This window comes from Streptomyces sp. NBC_01622, from assembly GCF_045209635.1.
In the GTDB taxonomy this organism is placed as follows: Bacteria; Actinomycetota; Actinomycetes; order Streptomycetales; family Streptomycetaceae; genus Streptomyces.
On record NZ_CP109293.1, the window covers coordinates 151,025 to 174,633 of the forward strand.

The following is a 23,609-nucleotide window of genomic DNA, read 5'->3' on the forward strand; positions in this document are numbered from 1 at the left end:
CGGGTCTCGGGTCCCCGCGGTGCGAGTGCTCACGGTTCGGGTCCTCAGGTCTCGGGTCCTCAGCGGTCGGAAGAGCGCAGGAGCAGCAGCTGTGTCGCGCTGACCGCGGCGAGCACGATCATGAGCAGAGCGGACAGGGCCGAGCCGTATCCGAGTTGGAACTTGATGAAGGACGTGCGGTAGATGTCGTACACCGCGGTGATCGTCGAGTTCGCCGGACCACCGCCGGTCATGATGTAGAACTGGTCGAAGGCGAGCAGCGAACCGGCGACGGAGAAGACCAGGACCAGGGCCAGCGTCGGGCGCAGCAGCGGCAGGATGACGTAGCGGAGGGTCTGCGGGCGGCTCGCGCCGTCGATTCTGGCGGCCTCCTCCACGTCGGTGGGGATCGACTGGAGTCCGGTCAGCAGCAGAAGCATCTGCAGGCCGACGACTTTCCAGGTCACCATGCCGATGACCACGAGCATCGCGGACGTCGATCCGGCGAACCAGTTGGTGGTACGGCTGCCGAGGCCGAGGTGGTCGGCGAGGTCCCCGGCCGGTCCGATGTCGGACTGGAACATGAACAGCCACAGGAAGGCCGCCGAGGCGAGACCGACCACGACCGGCAGGACGTACACGGCTTGGAAGAAGCGGGCGCCGCGGCGCTTGTGGCGGACCAGCAGGGCCAGCGCGAAGCCGAGGACGAACAGCACCGGCGTGGTGATGAGCGTGTACTTGACCGTGAAGACCACGGCGGTGCGGAACTCGGTGTCGTGCAGGGCGTCGCGATAGTTCTTCAGGCCGATGAAGCGGTGCTCTCCCAGCAGCGGCCAGTCGTGGAGCGACATCCACAGCATCATGACGAGCGGGACGAAGAAGAAGAGCGTGATCATCGCCAGGGCCGGCGTGGTCATCGCGATGCCGGCCAGCCGGCGCCGCCCGGCCCGGGACAGGGTCCGCCGGTGAGGGGTGCTCATGGCGCGTTGTCGATGATGGACTGGGCGGCCTGCTGCCCTTCCTTTTGCGCCTTGGCGATGTCGCCGTCGAAGACGGCCCGGTTGATCATGCGGACCCAGGGCCCGTTGTTGTCGTTGAACAGCGCGTTCTCGACCGTGCTGTACGGCGTGCGGCCCTTCTCCATCGCCGCGGCCAGCACCTTGTACCGGGGATCGAGCGGGGTGTAGATCTTGTCGATCAGATCGGTGCGGACCGGGACGATGCCGTTCTGCGCGAGGACCGTCTGGGCCTGCTCGCCGGTCGCCCACCTGACGAACTCCTGTGCCTGCGCCTTGTTCTTCGCGTTCTTGGTGACGGCGATCTCGTCACCGCCCGCGAAGGACGCCGAGCCGCCGTTCCTGCCGGGCAGCGGGGCGACACCGAAGTCGACCTTGGCGTCCTTCTTGAGGACCGGCAGGAAGAAGGCGCCGAGCGGGGTCATGCCCAGCTTGCCGCTCTGGAAGAGAGCGGGCTGGATGGTTCCGGTGTCGGTCTTGGACTGGGCCGGCATCGAGCCGTCGGTGTACAGCTTCCGGTAGAAGGTGAGGGCGTCGGTGACCTCGGGTGTGTCGAACAGGGCCTTCTTTCCGTCGGCGGTGAGCACGTCGCCGCCGCTGGCCCAGACGTGCGGCGTGAACTCGAAGACGTTGCAGCCGCCGCACTGCCCTCCGATGGCGTACCCGTAGGTGCCGTGGCCCAGTGCGCGGATCTTCTTCGCGTCGGAGATGATCTGCGCGTAGTTCGTCGGGGGCTTGTCCGGGTCGAGACCGGCCTTTCTGAACAGGCCCTTGTTGTAGAAGAGGACGGACGCCTCGGCGGTGAAGGGCAGCGCGTACGTACGGCCGTTGTACGTGGCGAGCCTGCGGTGGGCCGCGCTCAGGCCGTCCTTGTACGGCAGCTTGTTCGCCAGATCCGTGATGTCGTCCAGTACGCCGGTGGAGGCGAAGTACGGCAGATACACGAGGTCGATGGAGGCGACGTCGGGTCCGGTGCCGCCCGCGGCCGCGGTGCCGAACTTCTGGACGAAGTTGGCCGAGGGGACGACGGTCACTTTCACCTTCGTGTCATGGTCCTTGTTCCAGGTGTCCGCGAGGATGTTGATGAAGTCCTTCTGGCTGTCGCGGACCCATAGGGTGACGGTTCCCGAGCCGGAACCCGAAGTGTCCGCGCCCGAGCCGCCGCACGCGGTGCCGAGCAGTGCCACGGACGTCAGCAGCGCACCCGCCGCCATTGCTCTTCTGATTCTCATGACCAGCGGTCCTTACGGCTAGCGATCCTTACAGGTGGTGGGGGCTCGTTCAGCTCGTGGGCAGCCAGACGCGCATGCTGCCGTCCTCGCGGTTGGCCCAGGCGTAGTAGGGGATGGCGGTCAGCTCGAAAGGTGCGCCGTCGGGCGTGCCCGTGGGGGTACTTCGAGCCACGCGGTACGGCCACCAGTCCTGTCCGGCGGGCCGACCCCGCAGCCGGCCGGAGCCGACCACGGTGGTGACGCCGCCCAGCAGGTCGGGGCGGTACCGGACGGTCAGCCCCGCCGTGGGGTCGAGCACGATGTCGTCCAGGCCGGGGGCGCCGGGCTGGTCCACCTGCTCCAGGCAGTGGACGAGCGGGCCGCGTTCGACAGCCACGCAGCCCCACACCGCGTCGACCCTGGGGTCGGCCTCGGTGAGCCGCGGCTCCATGCCGAGGTTCAGGACGACCGTGTCACCGGGCCGCCAGGCGGCGCGGATCCGCAGCCAGCCGTCCTGCGACACCTGCTCGGCGGGCGTGGCGCCGACCTCCAGCGTGTACTGCTCGCACCACTGCGGCACCCGCAGCGACAGGGTCCACTCCCTGGGGCCCGCCTCGTCGACGGTCACCGCGATCCGGCCCTGCCAGGGGTAGTCGGTGTCCACCCGGACCGCGACCCGGCCGCCGTCGACGGGTCCGCCGTAGGAGCCGGTGGCGTACTGGTGCAGCTGCAGACCGTCGGCGTCGGTACTGGCCAGGTAGTGGGGCAGACTCGCGAGCAGCCGCATGACATTGGGCGGGCAGCAGGCGCAGGTGAACCACGGGGTGCGGCGCGCCGAGTTGTCCCCGCCCTGGGACTCGTAACCGTCGCGCACCCGGAGCGGGTTGACGTACAGCCAGCGCAGCCCGTCCAGGGAGACTCCGGACAGGAAGCCGTTGAACAGCGTCCGCTCGAGCAGGTCCGAGTAGCGGGTCTCGCCGGTGAGCAGGGCCATCCGCCAGTTCCACTGGATCGAGGCGACGGCCGCGCAGGTCTCGCAGTACGCCCGCTCGTTGGGCAGTTCGTACGGGTCGCCGAAGTCCTCCGACTCGTGGTGGGCGCCGAGGCCGCCGGTGAGATGGGTCCTGGTGGTGGTCATCGACTCCCACAGCCGCTCCATCGCGGCGCGCAGCTGCTGATCGCCGGTCTCGGCGGCCAGGTCGGCGACGCCGGACAGCAGATAGAGCTGGCGTACGACATGGCCGGTCACGGTCTCGGCCTCCCGCACCGGGACATGGTCCTGGAAGTACGCGGGGCCCGGGGCGACGGCGTGTGCGTCGCCCAGCATGGGGCGGCCGTCGCGCAGCAGGCCGTGCCCGCGCCGGTCGACGAAGTACCCGGCCAGGTCCAGATAGCGCCGCTCGCCGGTCTCCCGGTAGAGCTCCACCAGGGCGGTCTCGATCTCGGCGTGCCCGCCGATGCCGTCGACGGGCTTGCCGGGGCCGAAGGTGTCGTCGATGTGGTCGGCGAAGCGGCGGGCGACGGTGAGCAGATCCTCGCGTCCGGTGGCCCGGTGGTGGGCGACGGCGGCCTGGATGAGGTGGCCCGCGCAGTACAGCTCGTGGCCCCAGCGCAGTTCGACGAAGCGGAGCCCGGGCCGGACCACCTGGTAGTAGCTCTGCAGGTAGCCGTTGGCCTGCTGGGCTTCGGCCAGCAGGCGGATCATCCGGTCCACGTCCTCGGCCTGCGCGAACTCCGCCTTCGGATCCGTGTCCGCCAGCTGCCAGGAGGCGGCTTCCAGCCACTTGGTCACATCGGTGTCGAGGAAGGGCAGCTCGCCCCGGTAATCGCCACTCGCCGTTCCGGCCGCCAGCCGGAGGTTGTGCAGATTGCCCACGGAGTCCAGCAGGGCCGGGCCCTGGGGGATGCTCACCTCGGCATTGACGCGTCGGCGCTCGTGCCAGAAACCGCCGGTGACGCGGGCGGATTCGGCCGGCCGCAGCGCGACCTGGGCCCGTTCACCGAGCCGGATGGGGCCCGGCACTGGTGTGGGAGTCGGTCCCGGGGACGGAGAAAGGGACATGAGGGTGCTCCCTGCGCAACAGGAATATCCGGGCTATTTACTTACATACACCTACAGACTCCTCCCCGTCGTCGCGCCATGCGAGGTGCGGGGATCTGCGCAGCGTGTCGACAGGGGTGACGGCGCCCTGGCGGGGGGACTGCGGAGTCGCGCGACGGCACGCCCAGTGCCCGTCGAGGGGCGCGGTACCAGACCGCGATTCGCCGCGTCCACCGCCTCGTCGGCCGTCGTATTCCAGCAGGTCGCTGATTGCCGGTGCCGGGTGCGCTTTGGCCGGATATTGTGGATGGTGCTTACGGAGCGCGACTCGACGGCTGCGAGGTGAGCACCAATGACACACCGTGGCAAAACTGTTCTCGAGTCGCCCCATGATTACGAGCCCACGACCGAGCTGGCCACGGCCACGGTGAGCCGACAGGGCATCGTGACGAGTTGGAGCGACGCTGCACAGCGTCTGCTGGGCCATGCCGCCACGGACGTCGTGGGGCGCGTCGTCACCGAGGTGCTCGCCGCGGACCCCTCCGACGCGGTCTGGGCGGCCCTGGCCGGTGCCGAGGCCTGGAGCGGGACGGCCGTCCTTCGCCATCGGGACGGCAGCCGGCTCGATCTCGGCCTGCGCACCTGCCCGTCGCTGGACGGCGAGAGCAAGGCCAACGGGTTCGTCGTGGCCTTCGCACCGGTCCCAACCAGGAACGGATACGAGGACAGCGGCGGGGACGACCGAAAGATGCTGGAGCGATCGTTCACCCAGGCCCCGGTCGCCTTGGCCACGTTCGACGCCGAGCTGCGCTACCAGGGGCTCAACGACATCGCGTGCGAGATGGCGGGAACCACTGCCGCACAGCTGCGCGGACGCCGGTACCAGGACACCGTCCCCGACAATGTCGCCACCCGGGGATTCCTGCGTCACCTGCGCCAGGTGGTCGAGACCGGGACACCGACCAGTTACGACAGCCACTTCGGCGGTCGCGCCTGGAACATCGAGATGTGGCCGGTCAAGGACCCGTCGAACCGGGTACGCGGTGTCGGGACCGCGTCGTTCGACAGCAGCGCGCAGCACTGGGCCCAGCAGCGGCTGGCACTGCTGAACGAGGCAGGCACCCGCATCGGCACCACTCTGGACGTGGTGCGCACCGCGCAGGAACTGACCGAACTGGTGGTGCCACGGCTCGCCGACTTCGTCAGCGTCGACCTCCTCGACTCGGTCCTCCAAGGGGAGGAACCGACCGCGGAGCCCATCGACGCCGCCGTCGTACTGCGCCGGGTCGCTCATCGGTCCGCCGTCGAGGGCCTCCCCGAGGCCGCCGTCGCCCTGGGCGCGGTCGACACCTACCCGGCGTACTCACCGGCGGCCCGCTGCCTGGCCGTCGGCCGCCCCTTCCTGAGCGGACTGGAGGATCCGGATTTCGTCCGATGGATCGAAGGCGACGACGTCAGGAGCGCCGGCGTCCATCACGCCGGCGTCCACTCGGGTATGGCCGTGCCGCTGCGAGCCCGCGGGATCATCCTCGGAGTGGCCGTCTTCTGGCGCCGACTGCGTCCTGAACCCTTCCAGCCGGACGATCTGATCCTCGCCGAGGAACTCGCCGGCAGAGCAGCAGTCTGCGTGGACAACGCACGGCGCTACACCCGCGAATACACCACCGCGCTCACGCTCCAGCGCAGCCTGCTGCCGAGGGGACTGCCCGGGCAGGCGGCCGTCGAGGCCGCCTTCCGCTACCTGCCGGCCGATTCCCAGGCCGGAGCGGGAGGCGACTGGTTCGATGTGATCCCCCTGTCCGGAACCCGGGTCGCCCTGGTCGTCGGCGATGTGGCCGGCCACGGCGTCCGTGCCTCCGCCACCATGGGGAGCCTGCGTACGGCCGTCCGGACCCTCGCCGACGTCGACCTGCCGCCCGACGAACTCCTCACCCACCTCGACGACTTGGTCACCCACCTCGCCTCCGACGACGGCACGACCGCCTCCGATGCGCAGGACGCCGACGGGATCAGCGCCACCTGCCTGTACGCCGTCTACGACCCGGTCTCGCGCCGCTGCACCCTCGCCAGCGCCGGCCACCCCCCGCCCGGCGTCCTCTACCCCGACGGCACGGTCTCCCTCGTCAGCCTCTCCCCCGGACCTCCGCTGGGCGTGGGCGGCCTGCCCTTCGAGGCCACCGAGCTGGAACTGCCCGAAGGAAGCCTGATCGCCCTCTACACCGACGGCCTCATCGAAGCCCGCGACCACGACATCGACGCGGGCCTCGACCAACTGTGCCAAGCCCTGGCGCGCCCGTCTCCTTCGCTCGACGTCACCTGCGACACCCTGATCGACGCGCTGCTGCCCTCCTCCGCCGTTCAACCCGGTGAGCCCCCGTCCCGTCTCCCCTCCAGCCTCGGTCCGGATGGATCCCCTTCTCGCTCCGCCCGCCCCACCGACGATGTCGCCCTGCTCGTCGCCCGCATCAGGGCCCTGCACGCCGACCAGGTCGCCACCTGGAGTCTGCCCGCCGACCCCGAGATCGTCGCCGACGCCCGGCTCCAGGCCTCCCGCCAGCTCCAGGCCTGGGGGCTGGAGGAAGCCGGGTTCGTCACCGAGCTGGTGGTCAGCGAACTGGTCACCAACGCCATCCGATACGGGGCGCCCCCCATCCAGCTGAGGCTGATCCGCGACCGCACCCTGATCTGCGAGGTCTCCGACGGCAACAGCGCCGCCCCCCATCTGCGCCGCGCCCGCACCTTCGACGAGGGGGGCCGCGGCCTGCTCCTGGTCTCCCAGCTCACCCAGGGCTGGGGCACCCGGCAGACCACCAGCGGCAAGACCATCTGGGCCGAGCAGCTCCTACCGACGGGCCACGCAGGAGGATTCCGGTGAACACCGACGCCACCACGGAGACTCCGCCGAACGGCCGGACCCGCACGATCGGACTGGTCTTCCCGCCGGCCGGCGATCACTACACGGAGACGCAGATGGAGTTCATCGGCCGCGTGGCCGAGGCGGCCCAGCAGCACGACTACGACGTGCTGCTCACCACCGGCCGCGAGGTGGACGACCAGCCGTTCCAGCGGATGCTGACCGAACACCGCGTGGACGGCCTGATTCTGATGGAGATCCGGCTGGAGGACGCCCGGGCCGCCCACCTCATCGAGCTGGGCTTCCCCTTCGTCACCATCGGACAGTCCGGCCTGGAGAAGACCTGGTGGGTGGACATGGACTGGGTGGTCCTCGGCCGCGCCTGTGTGCGGCACCTGGCCGACCTGGGCCATCGCAGGATCGCCTTCGTCAACCGGTCGGAAGAGTTCTTCCAGGCCGGGTACGAGTCCGCGCACCGGGGGCTCGAAGGGTTCAACCAGGGCATGGCGGAGCTGGGGCTCACCGGACGCGGATATCACTCTGGGGACGACGAGGCCGAGGGCGAGGCGTGCCTTGAGCGGATCCTGCTGGACGAGCCGGCCACCACCGCGTTGGTGACCCTGAACGAGGCGTCCCTCGGGGGCGTGTACCGAGGGCTGACCCGTGCGGGCCGCGTCGTGCCGCGTGACTTCTCGGTCGTCGGCCTGGTGTCCGGACCGTGGGTGGAGACGGTGACTCCGCCGCTCACCGCGGCCGACGAGCCGATCGACGAGATCAGCCGGGTCGCCGTCGAGCTGATACTGGAGCGGCTGGACTCGCCCGGCGCCTCTCCCCGGCACGTCGTGCTGAGATCGCTGATCTCCATCCGCTCCAGTACGGGTCCCAGCCTGTCGGGACCGGATTCCGAGTTCTGAGCCGACTTGTCCTCTCCCGAACAAGGAGACGGCCCCCGGTGGCCTCGCGGTGAACATCATCGAATGTTGAGGGGCAGGCCCTGACCTGTGCATTCGTGTCTTTCAGCGGTGTCGGGACCGGTCACGGTGCTCGCAGTCAAGTGGTGAGTGACTCGATGACGGCGTGCCATCGTTCGTCCACGGCTGACACAGACTCGTCGTCGATCTGCGCTGACAGGTAGCGCCCGGGGAATCCCGCATGGATGAACAGCCGGTCGACGAGACGGTAGTTGGAACTCGGTGTGAACCGCTCCGGGATTGATGGAGTGGTATGCCCCGGTTCTGAGTGGGCGTTCACATAGCTTTTTCGGTATGTGAGTTTTGCCCATGTCTTGCTTTGAGTGTCTTCGCCGGGTAGGCGCTATTCGTACCCGGCGTGGCAGAGCACTCGACTGTCCGTCTCATGCGGCTTCATACCCGAAAACCCGTCTGATTTGATAACACCACAGAATCGCCAGAGTTCCAGCGGAACCCACCCCTCCGCCGTACTCATGATCACGCTGCGCCGTGAGCGAGCGTAAGCCGTACCCCAGCGACCTGCCCGACGCCCGATGGGCCCTGATTGAGCCGACGTTGACGGCCTGGAGAAAGGCCCGCCTCGAACGCCGGCCGACGGGGCAGCCGGCCAAAGTCGAACTGCGCGACGTATTCGACGCACTCCTCTACATCAACCGCACCGGAATCCCCTGGAAGTATCTCCCGCACGACTTCCCGGGCCACGGCACCGTCTACTTCTACTACGCCGCCTGGCGTGACGAGGGAATCCTCGCCCAGCTCAACTACGACCTGACCGGCCTGGCCCGCGTGAAGGAAGGACGCAAGCCCGAACCGACCGCTTCCGTGATCGACACCCAGAGCGTGAAGACATCCACCAACATGCCCCTGAACAGCCAGGGAACTGACGCCGCCAAGAAGATCGCGGGCAGGAAGCGTGGCATCCTCACCGACACCATAGGCCTCATCCTCGCTGTGACCGTCACCGCCGCCAGCCTCTCGGAAAACGCCCTGGAAATACGCCTCCTCGACCAAGCGAAGGAGAAGTACCCATCCATCTCCAAGAGTTGGGTCGACACCGGTTTCAAAAATGCCGTCATCGAACACGGCGCTCGCCTCGGAATCGACGTCGAAGTAGTAAACAGAAACTCTGATAAGCGCGGATTTCACATCGTGAAAAGGCGCTGGGTAGTAGAGCGAAGTATCGGCTGGATCATGATGCACCGCCGTCTCGCCCGCGACTACGAGACCCTCACTGCCAGTTCCGAAGTCATGATCCACATCGCCTCGATCGACAACCTCGCCAAACGCATAACGGACGAGACCACGCCAACCTGGCAAGGAACCTACTAGGGCATACAGGGTAATACGCCTACATCAAATGCCCTCTGAGGGGTCTCCCGGTCCCGTTCCTGAAGGGCTCCATCAGGCAGTTGAAGCGGCGCAACAAGCCACCGCTTCACATACAGCACCACCCAACGCTGGTCGGTGTTCGCCTCCACAGCTTTGACCATGAGGGCGTGATCCACGGAATCGAAGAACTTCTGGACATCGAGGTCCAGGACCCAGTCCTTCTTTCAGCACCGCTGTCGGCACCTCTCGACCGCCTGTAACGCCGACCGCCTGGGCCGATACCCATAGGAGTCGTCATGGAAGATCGACTCCGTCCTGGGCTCCAGCGTCAGAGCAACCACCGTCTGGACGATTCGGTCAGCCACAGTGGGCACCCCGAGGATTCTCGTTCCTCCGGGCTTGGGGATCTCAACCGCCTTCACCGGAGGTGGAAAGTACGTCCCCGAGGACATCCGATTCCAGATCTTGTACAGGTTTCCCCGCAGATCCTCCTCGAAGTCCTCGATCGAGCACCCATCCACCCCGGCCGCGCCTTTGTTGGCCTTGACTCTCTCGTATGCCTCCCACACCAGCCGCTTTGAAATGGCGAACGGCTTGTCCGCCGGACCTGACATGCTCACCCGCTGCCTCCCGGAGAACATCCGGTTGTTCGCGCGAACAGATCACCAATGAGCCGGCCCCTTCACACCACCCCGATTACCGGAGCTTCATCGCTACTACAAGCCGGTCCGCCAACGCGTGCCGCATCGGTACTCAATGCCTCACGGTTTCCGCCGCTCGGCACACTCCCTCTCGCCATCTGGCCTCTTTCGAGACCCGGATGGCTGTGTCGGCACTCACCTTCCCACGTTCCATGCAGAAGCCGCAGACCGGACTCGCGCCGCCTCCATGCCGGACACCACCTGGCCAATAGACGGGCACCCGCCAGGCTCATCCCGGCGCCATTTAACCGCCCCGGTTTTGATGTCAGTTGCTTGTTTCGACACGTCGTCAGCGGTTCGCTCTCGCTCGCCTTTCCGGTCCCCACCTGACGCCTCTCGGACGCCTTTTCCTCAACGCTCACCACGACGGTCTTCAGCCAACGCAGCTTGAGGTGGTTTGACGCCTCCCCCCGAAGGGCGACGCCGAAGGGCCACAAAACCTTCATCATCTGCACAGCACCGCATCAAGTGGGTCTACCTACATCAACCTCACTCTCTGCGCTCGTGGCGCACTTAAACGGCAAGCTCAACGTTCGAGCAGGTCCTGCTGGAGCACAACGAGCGTTCTGACCAGCAGGTCAGGGGGAAAAGCTGCCCAGCGTGACGGTCACGCTGCGCCGGGCGGAGCGCAGGGTTTCGATGAAGGAGATCCGGTCGCCATCCAGGCCCGGGGGAGCGGCGGTTCTCACCATCAGCTCGCGCAGCGCGTGGGGGACCAACAGATGCGCCCAGATCTGCTGCAGGACGCCGTCGGGGGTTTTCCTGGTGAGCACGAAGCGGCGCCGACCGCTGACGGTCACGACCGGGGTGCGGCCGCGCCGGCCCCGCAGGCGGACGCCCTGGACCGGGCGGTCCTGGTCCCGCCCCCTCGCGCGGGACCAGGGCCGGCGTCGGCGGAGCCCGGTCAGCCGAGGAGCCGGGCCTGTGCTGCGTCGTCCGTCGTGCCGTGGTGCGTCTTCGTGTGCATCGTGGTTCCGCTATCGAATGGACGTTCGGCGATGCCGGCATGGCCGACCGTCCATGTTGTGGGCGGGGCTGTGTCGTTCACAGGCACTGCGAGACGACACGCAGGACGACACCCGGATAGTTGGTGGATGCCGACGCGTACCAGCCGGAGAGGTTCGGAGCCGTGTTCCGGACCACCTCCGTGTAGACGAGAGTGCTGTTCTGGACCGGCGGGTCCAGGGAGGCGCCACCCGACAACGGCACATGCCCGGCAGGGCAGTTGCCGTAGCCGCCGGCCCAGCCGTTGACGGAGTACGGCGTGGACACCAGCGTGGGGGCCGGAAGGGGCGCGCACTGCGTCGTGACGACCAGCGTGTCGACACCGCTTCGCGCGAAGGTGGCGAACGACCAGCCGGTCTGGTCCGCCGTCGGTGCGTCGGCCTGCATGTTGAAGCCAGCGGGTGTCGGCGAGCCCGAACTGTCCACGAAGTAGCCGCCGCCGAACGCGTACGTCCCCGTCGGGCAGGTGACGGTCCGGCTGAACAGGACGTAGTCACCGACGTTCCCGGTGTGGGCCTGGAACGTCAACGACCGTGAGGTGCTCCCGGCCAGTTGCGCCGCGGGTACGCAGTCGGCGACGAGCGGCAGGTAAAGGTAGTTGGGATTGTTCAGGACGCCCACCACGAAGGCGCCACTGCCGTTCGGTGTCAGGCCGACACTGGTGAGGTTCGCGTTGCCGCCTCCCGCGGAGACGGCCTTCATGCCCGCCGGGCAGCTGACCGAACCCGCCACCTGGTCGTACACCTGACCGGCGAGGTTGGCCCATAGCTGGGCGAAGTTCACCGGCGCGAACGCCACCGCCGACGTGGCGAACAGTAACCCGGCTGCGAAGAGTGTCGCGACGAGGGCCAGAACTCTTCGTGATCTCACGTCATGTCCCCTTCCGTTGAGGACGCCGACCCGTGCCCGCGCCCGGCCTGCCGCCGACCGGCAGCGGACGTCACGCAACGGCACGGAATCGGCGCTGGCTGCGCATGAACCACGGTGGGATTCGCCGGTACCGCCGTCGAGCGCTTTTCCGGTGAACGGACCGCTGTCATGCTCGGGCGGGACCTGCCGGGAGGGCACCGATGGTCTGCGCGTAGGCCGCGGAAGTCATCGACGAGACACTGCTGCACCTCCTCGATGACCTCTCTGGCCGCACACGCCAGCCCGCTTCTGGCGCGGCATGGCCGACACCGGGCCCATTGACGCCGACAAGCCACCCAGCGCCGCCGGCCAGGGAATACGTTCCGGCCATCGCGGAGGGGCGCCGGTCAGGAGGGTGGCGAGATTCCGCCGCCATCCCGACGGCGGCGCCGCACAGCAGCGGCAGTCTTGACCCGCTCCCGGCTGCGACGCCGACGGCACGCGCGCCGCGCACGGCGGCCCTGCTCGCGGCTTCCGAGGGGCGCCCCACCGGTTCCCTAACCAGCGGCGGCCGGGGCGGACATCGGCTCCAGCGTCTGCGGGTGGGTGAGGTCGTAGGCGCTCTCGGCGTGCAGGTGGACGTCGACGCCTTCCTGTTCGATCTCGGGGCGCACTCGCAGGCCCATGGTCTTGTCGAGGGCCTTGGCGATGACCCAGGTCATGCAGAAGGAGTACGCCAGAACGGCGAAGGCGCCGACCGCCTGCTTGCCGAGAAGGGAGAGGCCGCCGCCGTAGAGGAGTCCGTTGACGCCGTTCGGGGCGTCCGCAGTGCCGAGGATGCCGACCAGCAGGGTGCCGGTGATGCCGCCGACGAGGTGGATGCCGACGACGTCGAGGGAATCGTCGTAGCCGAACTTGTACTTCAGGCCGACGGCGAGGGCGCAGACCGCGCCGCCGATCGCGCCGAGGGCGAGCGCGCCGAGCGGGGAGACCGCGCCGCAGGACGGGGTGATGGCGACCAGGCCCGCAATCGCGCCGGACGCCGCACCGAGAGTGGTGGAGTGCCCGTCGCGGAGCTTCTCGACGAGGAGCCAGCCGAGCATCGCGGAGCAGGTGGCGGTGAAGGTGTTCAGGACGACGACGGAGGCCGTGTTGCTCGACGTCAGCGCGGAGCCGCCGTTGAAGCCGAACCAGCCGAACCAGAGCAGGCCGGCGCCGAGCATCACGAGAGGGAGGTTGTGGGGGCGTTCCGCGCCACCCTCCTTCTTCCAGCCGATGCGCTTGCCGAGGACCAGGATCACGGCGAGGGCCGCCGCACCGGAGTTGATGTGGACCGCCGTACCGCCAGCGAAGTCGATCGCGCCGAGCTTGTTGACGATCCAGCCGCCGGTGACGCCCTTCCCGTCGAAGGCGAACACCCAGTGGGCGACCGGCAGATACACCACCGTCACCCAGATGCCGGTGAAGGCCATCCAGGCGCCGAACTTGATGCGATCCGAGATGGCACCGCAGATCAGGGCGGCTGTGAGGGCCGCGAAGAGCGCCTGGAAGGCGGCGAAGACCGAGAGCGGGATGACGGCTTTCGGGTCGTCCGTCATCACGCCGCTCATGCCGAAGTACTCGGTGACGTCACCGAGGATTCCGGCCCCGCCGATCGAGTCGCCGAACGAGGCCGAGAAGCCGTAGACGACCCAGATGCAGCCCACCAAGGCGACGGACCCGAAGGTCATCATGATCATGTTCAGGACGCTCTTGGCGGCGACCATGCCGCCGTAGAAGAGCGCGAGGCCCGGCACCATCAGACAGACGAGTGCCGTGCTCGCGAGCATCCAGGCGGTACTTCCGGTGTCCATGCGCACACTCCACAGAGAGGCCCAGCAGGAGGAAACAATGTTTCACCGCAGTAGACCTTGGTTGCGTTACAGGACACCTGTGTGGCTGATTAAGGCCGGGTTTCAGTGCGGCGCGCCGCCACCGAAGGCCGTCACCGTCAGGAAGCGGATCGGCAACTCGACCAGCCGCTCCGGACCGTGAGGGCCCTCGCCGTCGAACTGGAGAGCGTCGCCGGGGCGCAGGGTGTAGCTGGATTTCCCGTGGCCGTAGACCATCACGCCTTCCAGCATGTAGATGATCTCCGTGCCGGCGTGCTGGAAGAGCGGGAAGACCTCGCTGGACTCGGTGAGGGTGACCAGCAGGGCGTCCATCCGCTTGTGGGCGCCCCTGAGCGAGCCGAGCTGGGCGTAGTCGTGGCCGACGCGGGTGCCCCGCCGGACAATGCGTGCACCGTGTCCGGCGGGGACGAAGACGGCCTCGCGTTCGTCGTCCAGGCCGCGGAACAGGGCGGTGACGGGGACGTCGAGACCGCGCGCGAGCCGGGAGAGCGTGGTGAGGCTGCACGCGGTCTGGGCGTTCTCGATCTTCGACAGCATCGCTTTGGAGATACCGACCCGCTGCGCCATCTCGCCGACCGACAGCCCGGCCGCCTGCCGGTACTCGCGGGCCCGGATCGCGATGACGCGCTCCAGGGCCTGGTCGTCGGAGTCCGCTGCGGGTTCGGGGTGTTCGGCGTGCTCGGTCACCGGCGCATCTTATGCCGTGCGTTCCAGGCGGAAGCGGGGGTGGGGGTCGGTGCGGCCGGTGGCGAGGTCGGCCGCCATCGCGCCGATGAGCGGCGCGAACTTCGCGCCGTGTCCTGAGCACGGGGAGACGATGACGAGGCTGCCGTGGCGGTCCAGGACGAAGTCCTCGTCCGGTGTGGCCGTGTAGAGACAGGTCGTCTCGGCGACGGGTACGGGGGCGAGTCCCGGGAGCCGGTCGTGGACGAAGTCGCTGACGCGGGCACGCGAGGCGGGGTCGACGACGCCACTGCGCGTGGCGGCCGTAGTCGGGGTGCCACGGTCGTGTTCGGCGACCTTGACCGCGGGCAACGGGCCACCGTCGGCGCCGGACGGCAGTCCGAAGACCTGCATCGACTCGTCCTTGGAAACCAGGATCGGCCAGGCGGCGGACGGCTCCCGCTGCCGGAAGTGGAACACCTGCTGCTGGGTGATTCTCAACGGCGGGAGCGCAACGGGCAGTTGGAGCTCCGGCAGCCACGCCCCGGCCGCGACCACCACCGTGTCGGCAACCAGCTCGCGCCCGTCGTCGGTGCGCAGCAGCACCTTCGCCTGTACGTCGATGCCCGTGACGCGCACCCCGATCCACGCGTCCGCGCCATGGTCGATCGCCCGCCGCACGCAAGCCGCGACGGTCTTGTCGGCGTCGATCACACCCGCGTCCGGGTGATACAGCGCCGGACCTTCGAAGCGGATCTGCGGCCAGCGCTCCGAGGCGGCTTCCGAGTCGAGGAGTTCGTACCTCACTCCGGCCGCGCCCAGTGTGACGGCCAGGCCTTCCGGGTCGCGTCCCTCGCCCAGGTCGAGCCCACCGGTGGTGCGCAGCAAGGGAGTTGAGCTGTCGTGCTCCAGCTCGCGCCACTCCTCCGCCGCCTTCCCCGTCAGGCCGACGTAGAAGGGGTCGGCGTACGCGCGCCGGAAGATGCGTGAACTGCCGTGGGAGCTGCCGCGCCTGTGGCCGATGTCGTACGCCTCGACCAGCGTGACCTCGTGGCCCTGCCGGGCGAGCTGCCACGCGGTGGCCGCGCCCATCAGGCCTGCGCCGACGACGGCGATCACCGTACGGCTCCGGGGATCCAGTCAGTGCCGGCGAGGGGGACGCGCGCCATGGCGGCGGACTCGATGGTGAGGGCGACCAGGTCCTCTGGCTCCAGGTGGTGGAGGTGGGCCTTGCCACAGGCGCGGGCGAGGGTCTGGGCCTCCAGGGTCATCACGCGGAGGTAGTTCGCGAGTCGGTGACCGGCCTCCACGGGGTCGAGGCGGGCGGCGAGTTCCTCGTCCTGGGTGGAGATGCCGGCCGGGTCGCGACCGTCCTGGTAGTCGTCGAAGTAGCCTGCCGCTGAGCCGAGTTGGCGATATTCGGCGTCGTACTTCGGATGGTTGTCGCCCAGGGCGATCAGAGCCGCCGTGCCGATGGCCACCGCGTCCGCCCCCAGGGCGAGGGCCTTGGCCATGTCGGCGCCGCCCCGGATGCCGCCGGACACGATGAGCTGCACCTCGCGATGGACGCCCAACTCCTGCAGCGCCCGCACGGCTTGGGGCAGGGCGGCGAGGGTGGGGATGCCGACGTGCTCGATGAAGACGTCCTGAGTTGCCGCTGTGCCGCCCTGCATGCCGTCCACGACCACGACGTCGGCGCCCGCGTGGACGGCGAGCTTCACGTCGTAGTAGGTGCGTGTGGCGCCGACCTTGACGTAGATCGGCTTCTCCCAATCGGTGATCTCGCGCAGTTCGAGGATCTTGATGGCGAGGTCGTCGGGACCGGTCCAGTCGGGGTGGCGGCAGGCGCTCCGCTGGTCGATGCCGACGGGCAGCGTCCGCATACCGGCGACCCGTTCGGTGATCTTCTGACCGAGCAGCATGCCTCCGCCGCCCGGCTTGGCGCCCTGCCCGAGGACCACCTCGATGGCATCGGCGGCGCGCAGGTCGTCGGGGTTCATGCCGTAGCGGGACGGCAGGTACTGGTAGACGAGGTGCTTGGAGTGCCCGCGCTCCTCAGGGGTCATGCCGCCGTCGCCAGTGGTCGTGGAGGTGCCGACCTCGCTAGCGCCGCGGCCGAGGGCCTCCTTGGCCTGGGCGGACAATGCCCCGAAGCTCATGCCGGCGATGGTGACCGGGGTGGCCAGCCGCAGAGGGTTTTTGGCGTGCCGGGTGCCGAGGAGCACGTCCGTGTCGCAGCGTTCGCGGTAACCCTCCAGCGGATAGCGGGACATGGAGGCGCCGAGCAGCAGCAGGTCGTCGAAGTGCGGAAGGCTGCGCTTGGCGCCCCAGCCGCGGATGTCGTAGATGCCGGTCTCGGCGGCACGCTGGATGGCGTGGATGGTGGCGCGGTCGAAGGTCGCGGACTCGCGCAGGCCGTGGGATGCGGGTTCCATGGTTCTTCGAACTCCCTCAGTACGCTGCCGTGTTGTCGACTTTGAAGTGGTACAGCTCGCGGGCCGATCCGTAGCGGCGGAAGTCGGCCGGGTCCTCGTCCCGCTCCGCCGCCTTGAGCAACTCGGCGAGCTCTGCATGGTGTTCGGGCCGCATTTCCTTCTCCACGCAGTCCGCACCCAGTGACTTGACCGTTCCGCGGACGTAGATCCGCGCCTCGTAGAGGGAGTCCCCCAGGGCGTCACCCGCGTCGCCGCAGACCACCAGTCGCCCGGCCTGTCCCATGAACGCGCTCATGTGGCCGACGTTTCCGCCCACGACGATGTCCACACCCTTCATGGAGATCCCGCACCGCGCGGCGGCGTCACCGTCGATCACCAGGAGGCCGCCATGGGCGGTGGCCCCGGCGGACTGGGAGGCGTTGCCGCGCACGCGCACGGTGCCGGACATCATGTTCTCGGCGACGCCGGTCCCCGCGTTCCCGTGGACGGTGACGGTGGCGCGCTGGTTCATTCCCGCGCAGTAGTAGCCGACATGCCCTTCGACGTCCACGGCGAGGTCTTCACGGATGCCGCAGGCCACGGCATGCGCGCCACGCGGATTGAGAACCCGCCAGGCCGCGGCCGAGGACGTGTGCAGGGCCTGGTTGAGCTCCCGTACCGGGGTCTCGGCCAGGTCGATCAGCGTCGCCATACGTACACCTCTTCCGGCTCGGGTTCGAAGATGCGGGCGTTCTCGACACCCGGAAGAACGTCCAGGGCGCGGTACTCGGAGGCCATCGCCACCCAGGAGTCGGTCTCGGCGACGAGGGCCGGCTTGCAGGCGATGGCGTCACGGACGATGGCGAAGGAGTCGCTCGTGGACACCAGCAGCGTGTAGAAGCCGTCGAACCGCTCGCACAGCAACCGCAGCGCCTTCTCCGGATCGGCGCCTTCGGAGAGCTGGTGCGCGATGAAGCGGGCGCCGACCTCGGAGTCGTTCTCGCTGTCGAACTCCACACCCTGGGCGCGGAGTTCGCGTCGGATGGTGGCGTGGTTGGCGAACGACCCGTTGTGGACCAGGCATTGACCGGGACCGACGGAGAAGGGGTGCGCACCCTCGGGAGTGACCGCCGACTCGGTGGCCATCCGGGTGTGCCCGACGCCCTGCCAGCCGGTGACGGACGCGAGCCCGAAGGACTCGGCCAACTCCACTGGATTTCCCGTGCCCTTGAGTACGGCCATGTCGGTGCCGGAGCCGATGACGGTCGCGTGCGGCAATGCGTCCGCGACGGCCGCGAGCAGGGCGGCGACGGAAAGGTCCGCGTGGACGACCGTGGTGACATCGGCCGCGACGGCCGTCGTGCCCGGCAGCGCAGCCTCCGCGTCGGCAGGCGCCACACCCAGCAGCGAGACGACAGCGCGTCCCGCCGGGGACAGGCGCGGGTCACCGTAGACCGCGACACCGGCCGAGTCGGGTCCGCGTTCGACGACCTGGCCCAGCATCGCGGTCAGCAGCTCGCCGAGCCGTGGTTCGAGTGCGGGCTCACGCAGATGGAGCCCCACGATTCCGCACATCTCAAGTCCCTTCAGAAGGCGGTCAGATAGCGGTCCAGCTCCCAGGGGCCGACCGTGGCGTGCCAGTCGAAGAACTCCTCGCGCTTGAGGTCGGCGAAGTACCGGCTCACGCCGGTTCCGGCCGCGTCGAGGGCGCCGCTGATCACCTCGTCCTCCTGGAGGGCCTCGACGGCGTGCAGCAGGGTGGGCGGGAGTTCCGGACCCTTGCCGACGGCGCCGGGCTCGCCCGGGTCGAGTCCGCGCTCGATGCCGTCGAGGCCGGCGGCGAGGGCGGCAGCCGCGGCGAGATAGGGGTTGGCCGCGCCGTCGCCGCCGCGCAGTTCGATGCGGTTGCCATCGGGGACACGGACGAAGTGGGTGCGGTCGTTGCCGCCGTAGCCCGCCACACGCGGTGACCAGGTGGCGCCGGAGCGGGTCGAGACCGCGCCGGTGCGCTTGTAGGAGTTGACCGTCGGGGCGATGACGGCTTGGAGGGCCCGCGCGTGCTCGACGATCCCGGCGACGAAGGAGTAGGCGAGCGGGGACAGGCCGAGGCCGCGCCCGTCGGTTGCGTCGGGGAAGGCGGGGTCGTCGCCCCGCCAGAGCGACATGTGCAGGTGCATGCCGGTGCCGGTGCGGTCGGTGAACGGCTTCGGCATGAACGTGGCCGTCATGCCGCGCTGTTCGGCCAGCACCGACACCAGGTACCGCATGGTGATGACCCGGTCGGCGGTGGTGAGGGCGTCGGCGTGCAGGAAGTTCTGCTCGAACTGACCGTTGCCGTCCTCGTGGTCGTTGGCGTAGTTGCCCCAGCCGAGGGAGTTCATGGCCTTGGAGACGGCGGTGAGGTGGTCGTACATCCGGGTCAACCCGCGTGCGTCGTAACAGGGTTGGGCAGCGGTGTCGCGACTGTCGGCCACACTGAGCACACCGTGCTCGTCCCGGTCGACGAGGAAGTACTCGACCTCGGCACCCACGGAGAGGGACAGCCCCTGCCCGGCGGCCCGCTCGATCAGTCGGCGCAGGATGACGCGCGGGGCGTACGGCCAGGGATTCCCCTCCACGTACGGATCGCAGTGGACCAGTGCGAGACCGGGTTTCACAAAGGGGACGGGTGTGTACGAGGTGGCGTCCGGCCGTGCGATGACGTCGGGGTCGCTGGGCTGCTGGCCGAGCGCGCCGGCCGCGTATCCGGCGAAACCGACGCCGGTGTCCCGGAGCTCCTCCACGGCCTGGGCCGGGACGAGCTTGGCGCACGGCTTGCCGGTCAGGTCGACGAAGACGGCCAGGACGAACTCGATGTCGTCGGCGCGGACCAGCTCGGCGAGATCGGGGGTGACGGTCGCCATGAATCCCTCCAGAATGTCTACTGCCATGAATCACTGTTGCATATGAGTAGACACTGCGGGCGTTACGGAGGGATTTCCGCCGTGCAAGCTCCCCGTAAGCCGAAGGGCCGGGCCCTCAGATGGAAGGGAACCCGCTTCGATGCTCGATGTCCCGTACGAGCTGGTCGAGCATGTCTCCTGGCTGATCTACACCCGAAGGCGTGAACTTCGCACACGCTGGCGGAAGTGGATCACTGCTACCGGGGCACGCGGCTCGCCGTCGCCGAGGAGTCGATCGCCGAGACCGGGGGCTGCCGGAGCGCTCGCCGAGCAGTTCCTACAGGCCTCCCGCGACCGTGCAGGGCAGGAGCATCGGCGTGAACGCCGATACCACGCTCAGCCCCGGCGCCGTACCAGCCGTCGAACACCCCACCTCCGGGACCAAGTCGCCCACAGCGCCGGAGCGAACACCTCGCAGGCAGACCCCTCGCAACGCTTGCCTTCGACTCCTGAAGGTACTTCTCGAGGTCCGCGAGCGGCGCCAGTGGGCGTCCACTCGACGACAGGCGCGGCTTCCCGACGCCGTACTCACAAAATCGCAGCTCAACACGGTGAGAGTGCGTGGATCCGGCCGCTGGAGAGCGCTCAACAACTCGACGGCGCTTGGTTCGGACCTTTACCAGGACTCCATACGGCGTCGCCAAGAGGCCTGCTTTTCAACCCATCGCGTTGAAGCCGTTGACGCATGAAGGGTCGCGCCGGACACTCCTGCATTGAACGGCGATCCCTGCCTGGCCCACACCCAACTCAGGCCTACAGCAATCGACATGACGGATCGTCCGGAATCAGGAGGACAACCAGGGACCGCAGATTCACGATCACCCTGAGAGCGCTCTCAGACCTGACCTGCTCTCCGGCCTCCACCAGGAGCCAGGCCCCCTGCACCACTCCCCACCCGCCAGCTTGCCAGGGAGAACCCACACGATGACGAACTCCCCACCACCTGCCGGTGCGCCCGCAGGCAGCCAGAGAACCGTCCCCCTCGTTCTGGGCAGCACTCTGCTGCTGCTCATCGGCACACTCGTAGGCCTGATCGGCACCGGTGGCAGCGCCTCGGCAGCTGTACCCGGCGCTCCCGCAGGCTGGACCACTGTCTTCTCCGACGACTTCAACGGGTCGTCCGGCAGCGCGCTGAACCGGGCAGACTGGCTCTACGACCTGGGCACCGGATACCCCGGAGGTGCCGCCAACTGGGGAACGGGCGAGATCGAGTCGGCCACCGACTCCACGAACAACGTGTACCAGGACGGGCAGGGACACCTGGTCATCCGGGCGCTCCGGGACGGCTCCGGCCACTGGACCTCGGGACGCATCGAGACGCAGCGCACCGACTTCGCCGCCCCTCCTGGCGGACAGCTCCAGATGAGCGCGTCCGTCCTCCAGCCCAACCCGGCCAGTGGACTGGGCTATTGGCCCGCGTTCTGGGCGATGGGCGGCGCGGCCCGCCCGGTCGGCGCGACGAACTGGCCGAGCATCGGCGAGTTCGACATCATGGAGGACGTCAACGCGCTGAGCAAACACTCCACCACCTTCCACTGCGGCGTGTGGGCGGGCGAATGCCACGACCCCGACGGCATCACCAGTGATCTTCAGCCGTGCGCGGGCTGCCAGACCGGCTACCACACGTACTCCGCGATCATCGACCGCACGAACACCGCCGCGGAGCAGCTCCGCTTCTACCTCGACGGCAATCTGACCTTCACCGTCAACGAGAACCAGGTCTCGGTCGCCACCTGGCAGGCCGCCGTCGACCACGGATTCATGGCCATCTTCGACTTGGCGATCGCCGGTTCCTACCCTGACAAGGTTTGCGGGTGCAGCTCTGCCGCCCAGGCGGGCAGCATCACATCGGGTGCCGCCATGAGCGTCGACTGGTTCGCCGTCTACCAGCAGAGCCCCGGCGGGAGCACCACCGGCGGCACGACGACCGGCGCTACCACAGGTGGCACTACGACGGGCGGAAGCACCGGCGGGAGCACGACGACGCCGGACTACACCGCCGGGGTGACACGGGTGAGCGACAGTCAGGCGCAGATCACGTTCCTTCCGACGACACCCGCGGCGTACGTCGATGTGCACTACCTCATCAACAACGCCAACCAGCAGAACTTCCGTATGACCAACAGCGGCGGCACCTGGACGCAGAACGTCACGCTCACCGCCGGATCCACCCTGACCTATTGGTTCACCTACGAGAAGAACGGCCCCCAGTACGACAGTCCGCACTACACCTACACCCAGTGAGCCTCCTGGGCCGGTCCCGCGGGACCGGCCCAGGTACCACGGCCGCGCAACGGCCGTGCCCTGAACGAAAGTCGTCAGTAGCGGTCGCAGGTCTCGCGGACGTAGCCGTCGTGGCCGGCCGGGGTGACGTCGAGGTCCCGCCGTACGATGCTGATCCGGTCGCCCCAGCCCGCGCAGGCTCTCTTCATACCCTTCTCGGTGTACTCGACGACGATGACGTGGTCGCCAAACGCGTCGACGTAGGACCCGCATTCGTCGTACTGTCCGCACTCCTCCACCACCGCGAAGTCGAGGCCGACCCGCTTGCGGTCCTTGGCGAGTTCGAGGGTGTTCTTCTGGGCGATGGCGAGGTGCCGGGCGTGCGCGTGGCGGGCGAGCAGGGTCTGGAACGCCTCGGCGTCGGCCGCGGTGAGCAGTCCGTGCGGGGCGCGGTATAGCTGTCGTAGTTGTCCGGCTCGACGGCGTCGAATCCCTTGTCGGCGCACGCGTCGATCCAGTCGTCCACCTTCTCCGCGATCCGCGCGCGCTTGGCCGGGGTGCCGATGTCGAGCATCGCCTCGCCCCAGTCCTTGTCCATGACGACCTTCCCGGAGCGGTCCCGCAGCAGGAGGTTGGCATCCCCCCGTCCGCGTCCGCGTCCGCGTCCGCGTCCGCGTCCGGCTGGGCCTGGAACGCGTTGACGTAGCAGATGCTGTAGACGCCCGGGGCGGGCGAGGCCGTGTGGTCGCGGGAGACGACGGAGACGCCCTTCGGCGAGGTGTACGCGCCACCGAGTTGGCAGTCGACGCCTGCGTGGACGGGCGGTGTGGACACCTTCGCCGTTGCGGTCTTCGGCGAGCTGTCGGCATCGGTGGCGGAGCCGGAGCAACTGACGGCAACGAGGGCCGTCGCGGCGAGGATGACGGAGAGGGGCATGGTGACACGGCGGGAGCCGGCCCTACTTGCGCATGACGGTCTGCCTCTGGATGCGAGAGTATGCCCCGCCTCGGACACGCTGGATCCTGGCGACTGGGGCCGGGCTGACGGCTCGAAGGCCTGTGTTACCGGCTGGGAATGCCTTGGTTGTGCGGACCGTGGGGGTGTCGGGTGGTCCGGTGCCGTGACGATACCAAGGCGGCCGCGACCGATTGTGGCGGCCCCGGACCTGGTCGGCGGGTGTCCGGGGTCGGCAAGGGGGTGCGGTCAGGCGTACGCGTCGTCGGCGTCCGTGTGGCGCGCGACAGGGCGAGCAGGAAGGCCGTACTGCCCGACGGGGCCTCGGTGACGGTGAGGTCGCCGCCGTGGTTGCGTACAACGTCCCGTGCGATGGCCAGGCCTAGACCGGCCCGGCCGTCGTCGCCCGCGCGGGCCAGGGGCGCGGTGATCGCGGTGACGGTGTGCCGCCGGCCGTTGTCCAGGAACTTGCCGAGAACGCGGGCCGATTGGCCGCAGGTGCCCATGCGATGCCGTGGCGCACCCGCACCCGGAGGGCGGGCATCGGCGCCGCCACACCCGCCGC

The 23,609-nt window shown here is 68.6% G+C and carries 18 protein-coding genes and 1 pseudogene; 4 read left to right on the plus strand and 15 right to left on the minus strand.

Features of this window, described 5'->3' with window-relative positions; all coding sequences use genetic code 11:
• Positions 1–59 precede the first annotated feature (59 nt).
• Genes OH768_RS00730 through OH768_RS00740 form a run of 3 tightly spaced genes read right to left on the minus strand, consistent with a single transcriptional unit; the run spans position 60 to position 4,268 of the window.
• Positions 60–959 (minus strand): carbohydrate ABC transporter permease, encoded by a 900-nt coding sequence (locus OH768_RS00730; protein ID WP_406448901.1) that lies wholly within the window; start codon positions 957–959, stop codon positions 60–62.
• Positions 956–2,227 carry an ABC transporter substrate-binding protein gene (locus OH768_RS00735; RefSeq protein WP_406448903.1) on the minus strand — a complete coding sequence of 424 codons (1,272 nt, stop codon included), beginning with the start codon at positions 2,225–2,227 and terminating at the stop codon, positions 956–958. The genes OH768_RS00730 and OH768_RS00735 overlap by 4 nt, the downstream gene beginning before the upstream one ends.
• A gap of 49 nt (positions 2,228–2,276) precedes the next feature.
• Positions 2,277–4,268 (minus strand): glycoside hydrolase family 127 protein, encoded by a 1,992-nt coding sequence (locus OH768_RS00740; RefSeq protein ID WP_406448905.1) that lies wholly within the window; start codon positions 4,266–4,268, stop codon positions 2,277–2,279.
• Between the two features lie 331 nt (positions 4,269–4,599).
• Between OH768_RS00740 and OH768_RS00745 the strand changes: the two genes are divergently transcribed.
• The 3 genes from OH768_RS00745 (at position 4,600) to OH768_RS00755 (ending at position 9,401) form a co-directional block, all read left to right on the plus strand.
• Positions 4,600–7,122, plus strand: a complete 2,523-nt coding sequence (locus OH768_RS00745; protein ID WP_406448907.1) for a SpoIIE family protein phosphatase — start codon at positions 4,600–4,602, stop codon at positions 7,120–7,122.
• Entirely contained in the window at positions 7,119–8,015 is an 897-nt protein-coding gene (locus OH768_RS00750) for a LacI family DNA-binding transcriptional regulator (RefSeq protein WP_406448909.1), read from the plus strand. Before OH768_RS00745 ends, OH768_RS00750 begins: the two co-directional genes overlap by 4 nt.
• A gap of 546 nt (positions 8,016–8,561) precedes the next feature.
• On the plus strand, positions 8,562–9,401 hold the full coding sequence (locus OH768_RS00755) for an IS5 family transposase (RefSeq protein WP_406448911.1): 840 nt from the start codon (positions 8,562–8,564) through the stop codon (positions 9,399–9,401).
• Between the two features lie 224 nt (positions 9,402–9,625).
• Here the strand turns inward: OH768_RS00755 and OH768_RS00760 are convergent, their stop codons facing one another.
• From OH768_RS00760 to glnT, 10 genes are all read right to left on the minus strand, one after another.
• On the minus strand, positions 9,626–10,021 hold the full coding sequence (locus tag OH768_RS00760; protein WP_406448913.1) for a hypothetical protein: 396 nt from the start codon (positions 10,019–10,021) through the stop codon (positions 9,626–9,628).
• Positions 10,022–10,680: 659 nt separating this feature from the next.
• A complete protein-coding gene (locus OH768_RS00765) occupies positions 10,681–10,902 on the minus strand; it encodes a hypothetical protein (protein ID WP_406448915.1) in 222 nt (73 codons plus the stop codon).
• A 244-nt stretch (positions 10,903–11,146) separates the two neighbouring features.
• Complete coding sequence (locus tag OH768_RS00770; protein WP_406448917.1) at positions 11,147–11,977, minus strand: hypothetical protein; 831 nt, start codon at positions 11,975–11,977, stop codon at positions 11,147–11,149.
• A 536-nt stretch (positions 11,978–12,513) separates the two neighbouring features.
• The gene (locus tag OH768_RS00775; protein ID WP_406448919.1) at positions 12,514–13,809 is read right to left on the minus strand and encodes an ammonium transporter; all 1,296 of its coding nucleotides are present in this window, start codon (positions 13,807–13,809) and stop codon (positions 12,514–12,516) included.
• A 102-nt stretch (positions 13,810–13,911) separates the two neighbouring features.
• Complete coding sequence (locus OH768_RS00780; protein ID WP_019068425.1) at positions 13,912–14,535, minus strand: XRE family transcriptional regulator; 624 nt, start codon at positions 14,533–14,535, stop codon at positions 13,912–13,914.
• Between the two features lie 9 nt (positions 14,536–14,544).
• A complete protein-coding gene (locus OH768_RS00785) occupies positions 14,545–15,630 on the minus strand; it encodes an FAD-dependent oxidoreductase (RefSeq protein WP_406448921.1) in 1,086 nt (361 codons plus the stop codon).
• On the minus strand, positions 15,627–16,946 hold the full coding sequence (locus OH768_RS00790) for an FMN-binding glutamate synthase family protein (RefSeq protein ID WP_406448923.1): 1,320 nt from the start codon (positions 16,944–16,946) through the stop codon (positions 15,627–15,629). The genes OH768_RS00785 and OH768_RS00790 overlap by 4 nt, the downstream gene beginning before the upstream one ends.
• 16 nt (positions 16,947–16,962) lie before the next feature.
• On the minus strand, positions 16,963–17,637 hold the full coding sequence (locus tag OH768_RS00795; protein ID WP_406448925.1) for a glutamate synthase: 675 nt from the start codon (positions 17,635–17,637) through the stop codon (positions 16,963–16,965).
• Positions 17,625–18,500: a glutamine amidotransferase family protein gene (locus tag OH768_RS00800; RefSeq protein ID WP_406448927.1), complete on the minus strand. Its 876-nt coding sequence runs from the start codon at positions 18,498–18,500 to the stop codon at positions 17,625–17,627. The genes OH768_RS00795 and OH768_RS00800 overlap by 13 nt, the downstream gene beginning before the upstream one ends.
• A gap of 11 nt (positions 18,501–18,511) precedes the next feature.
• On the minus strand, positions 18,512–19,855 hold the full coding sequence (gene glnT / locus OH768_RS00805) for a type III glutamate--ammonia ligase (protein WP_406448929.1): 1,344 nt from the start codon (positions 19,853–19,855) through the stop codon (positions 18,512–18,514).
• Between the two features lie 936 nt (positions 19,856–20,791).
• Here glnT and OH768_RS00810 point away from each other — a divergent pair.
• Positions 20,792–22,111: a glycoside hydrolase family 16 protein gene (locus OH768_RS00810; RefSeq protein ID WP_406448931.1), complete on the plus strand. Its 1,320-nt coding sequence runs from the start codon at positions 20,792–20,794 to the stop codon at positions 22,109–22,111.
• Between the two features lie 74 nt (positions 22,112–22,185).
• Here the strand turns inward: OH768_RS00810 and OH768_RS00815 are convergent.
• A pseudogene (locus OH768_RS00815) lies at positions 22,186–23,026 on the minus strand (endo alpha-1,4 polygalactosaminidase).
• A gap of 125 nt (positions 23,027–23,151) precedes the next feature.
• On the minus strand, positions 23,152–23,550 hold the full coding sequence (locus OH768_RS00820; RefSeq protein ID WP_406448933.1) for a hypothetical protein: 399 nt from the start codon (positions 23,548–23,550) through the stop codon (positions 23,152–23,154).
• Positions 23,551–23,609 lie beyond the last annotated feature (59 nt).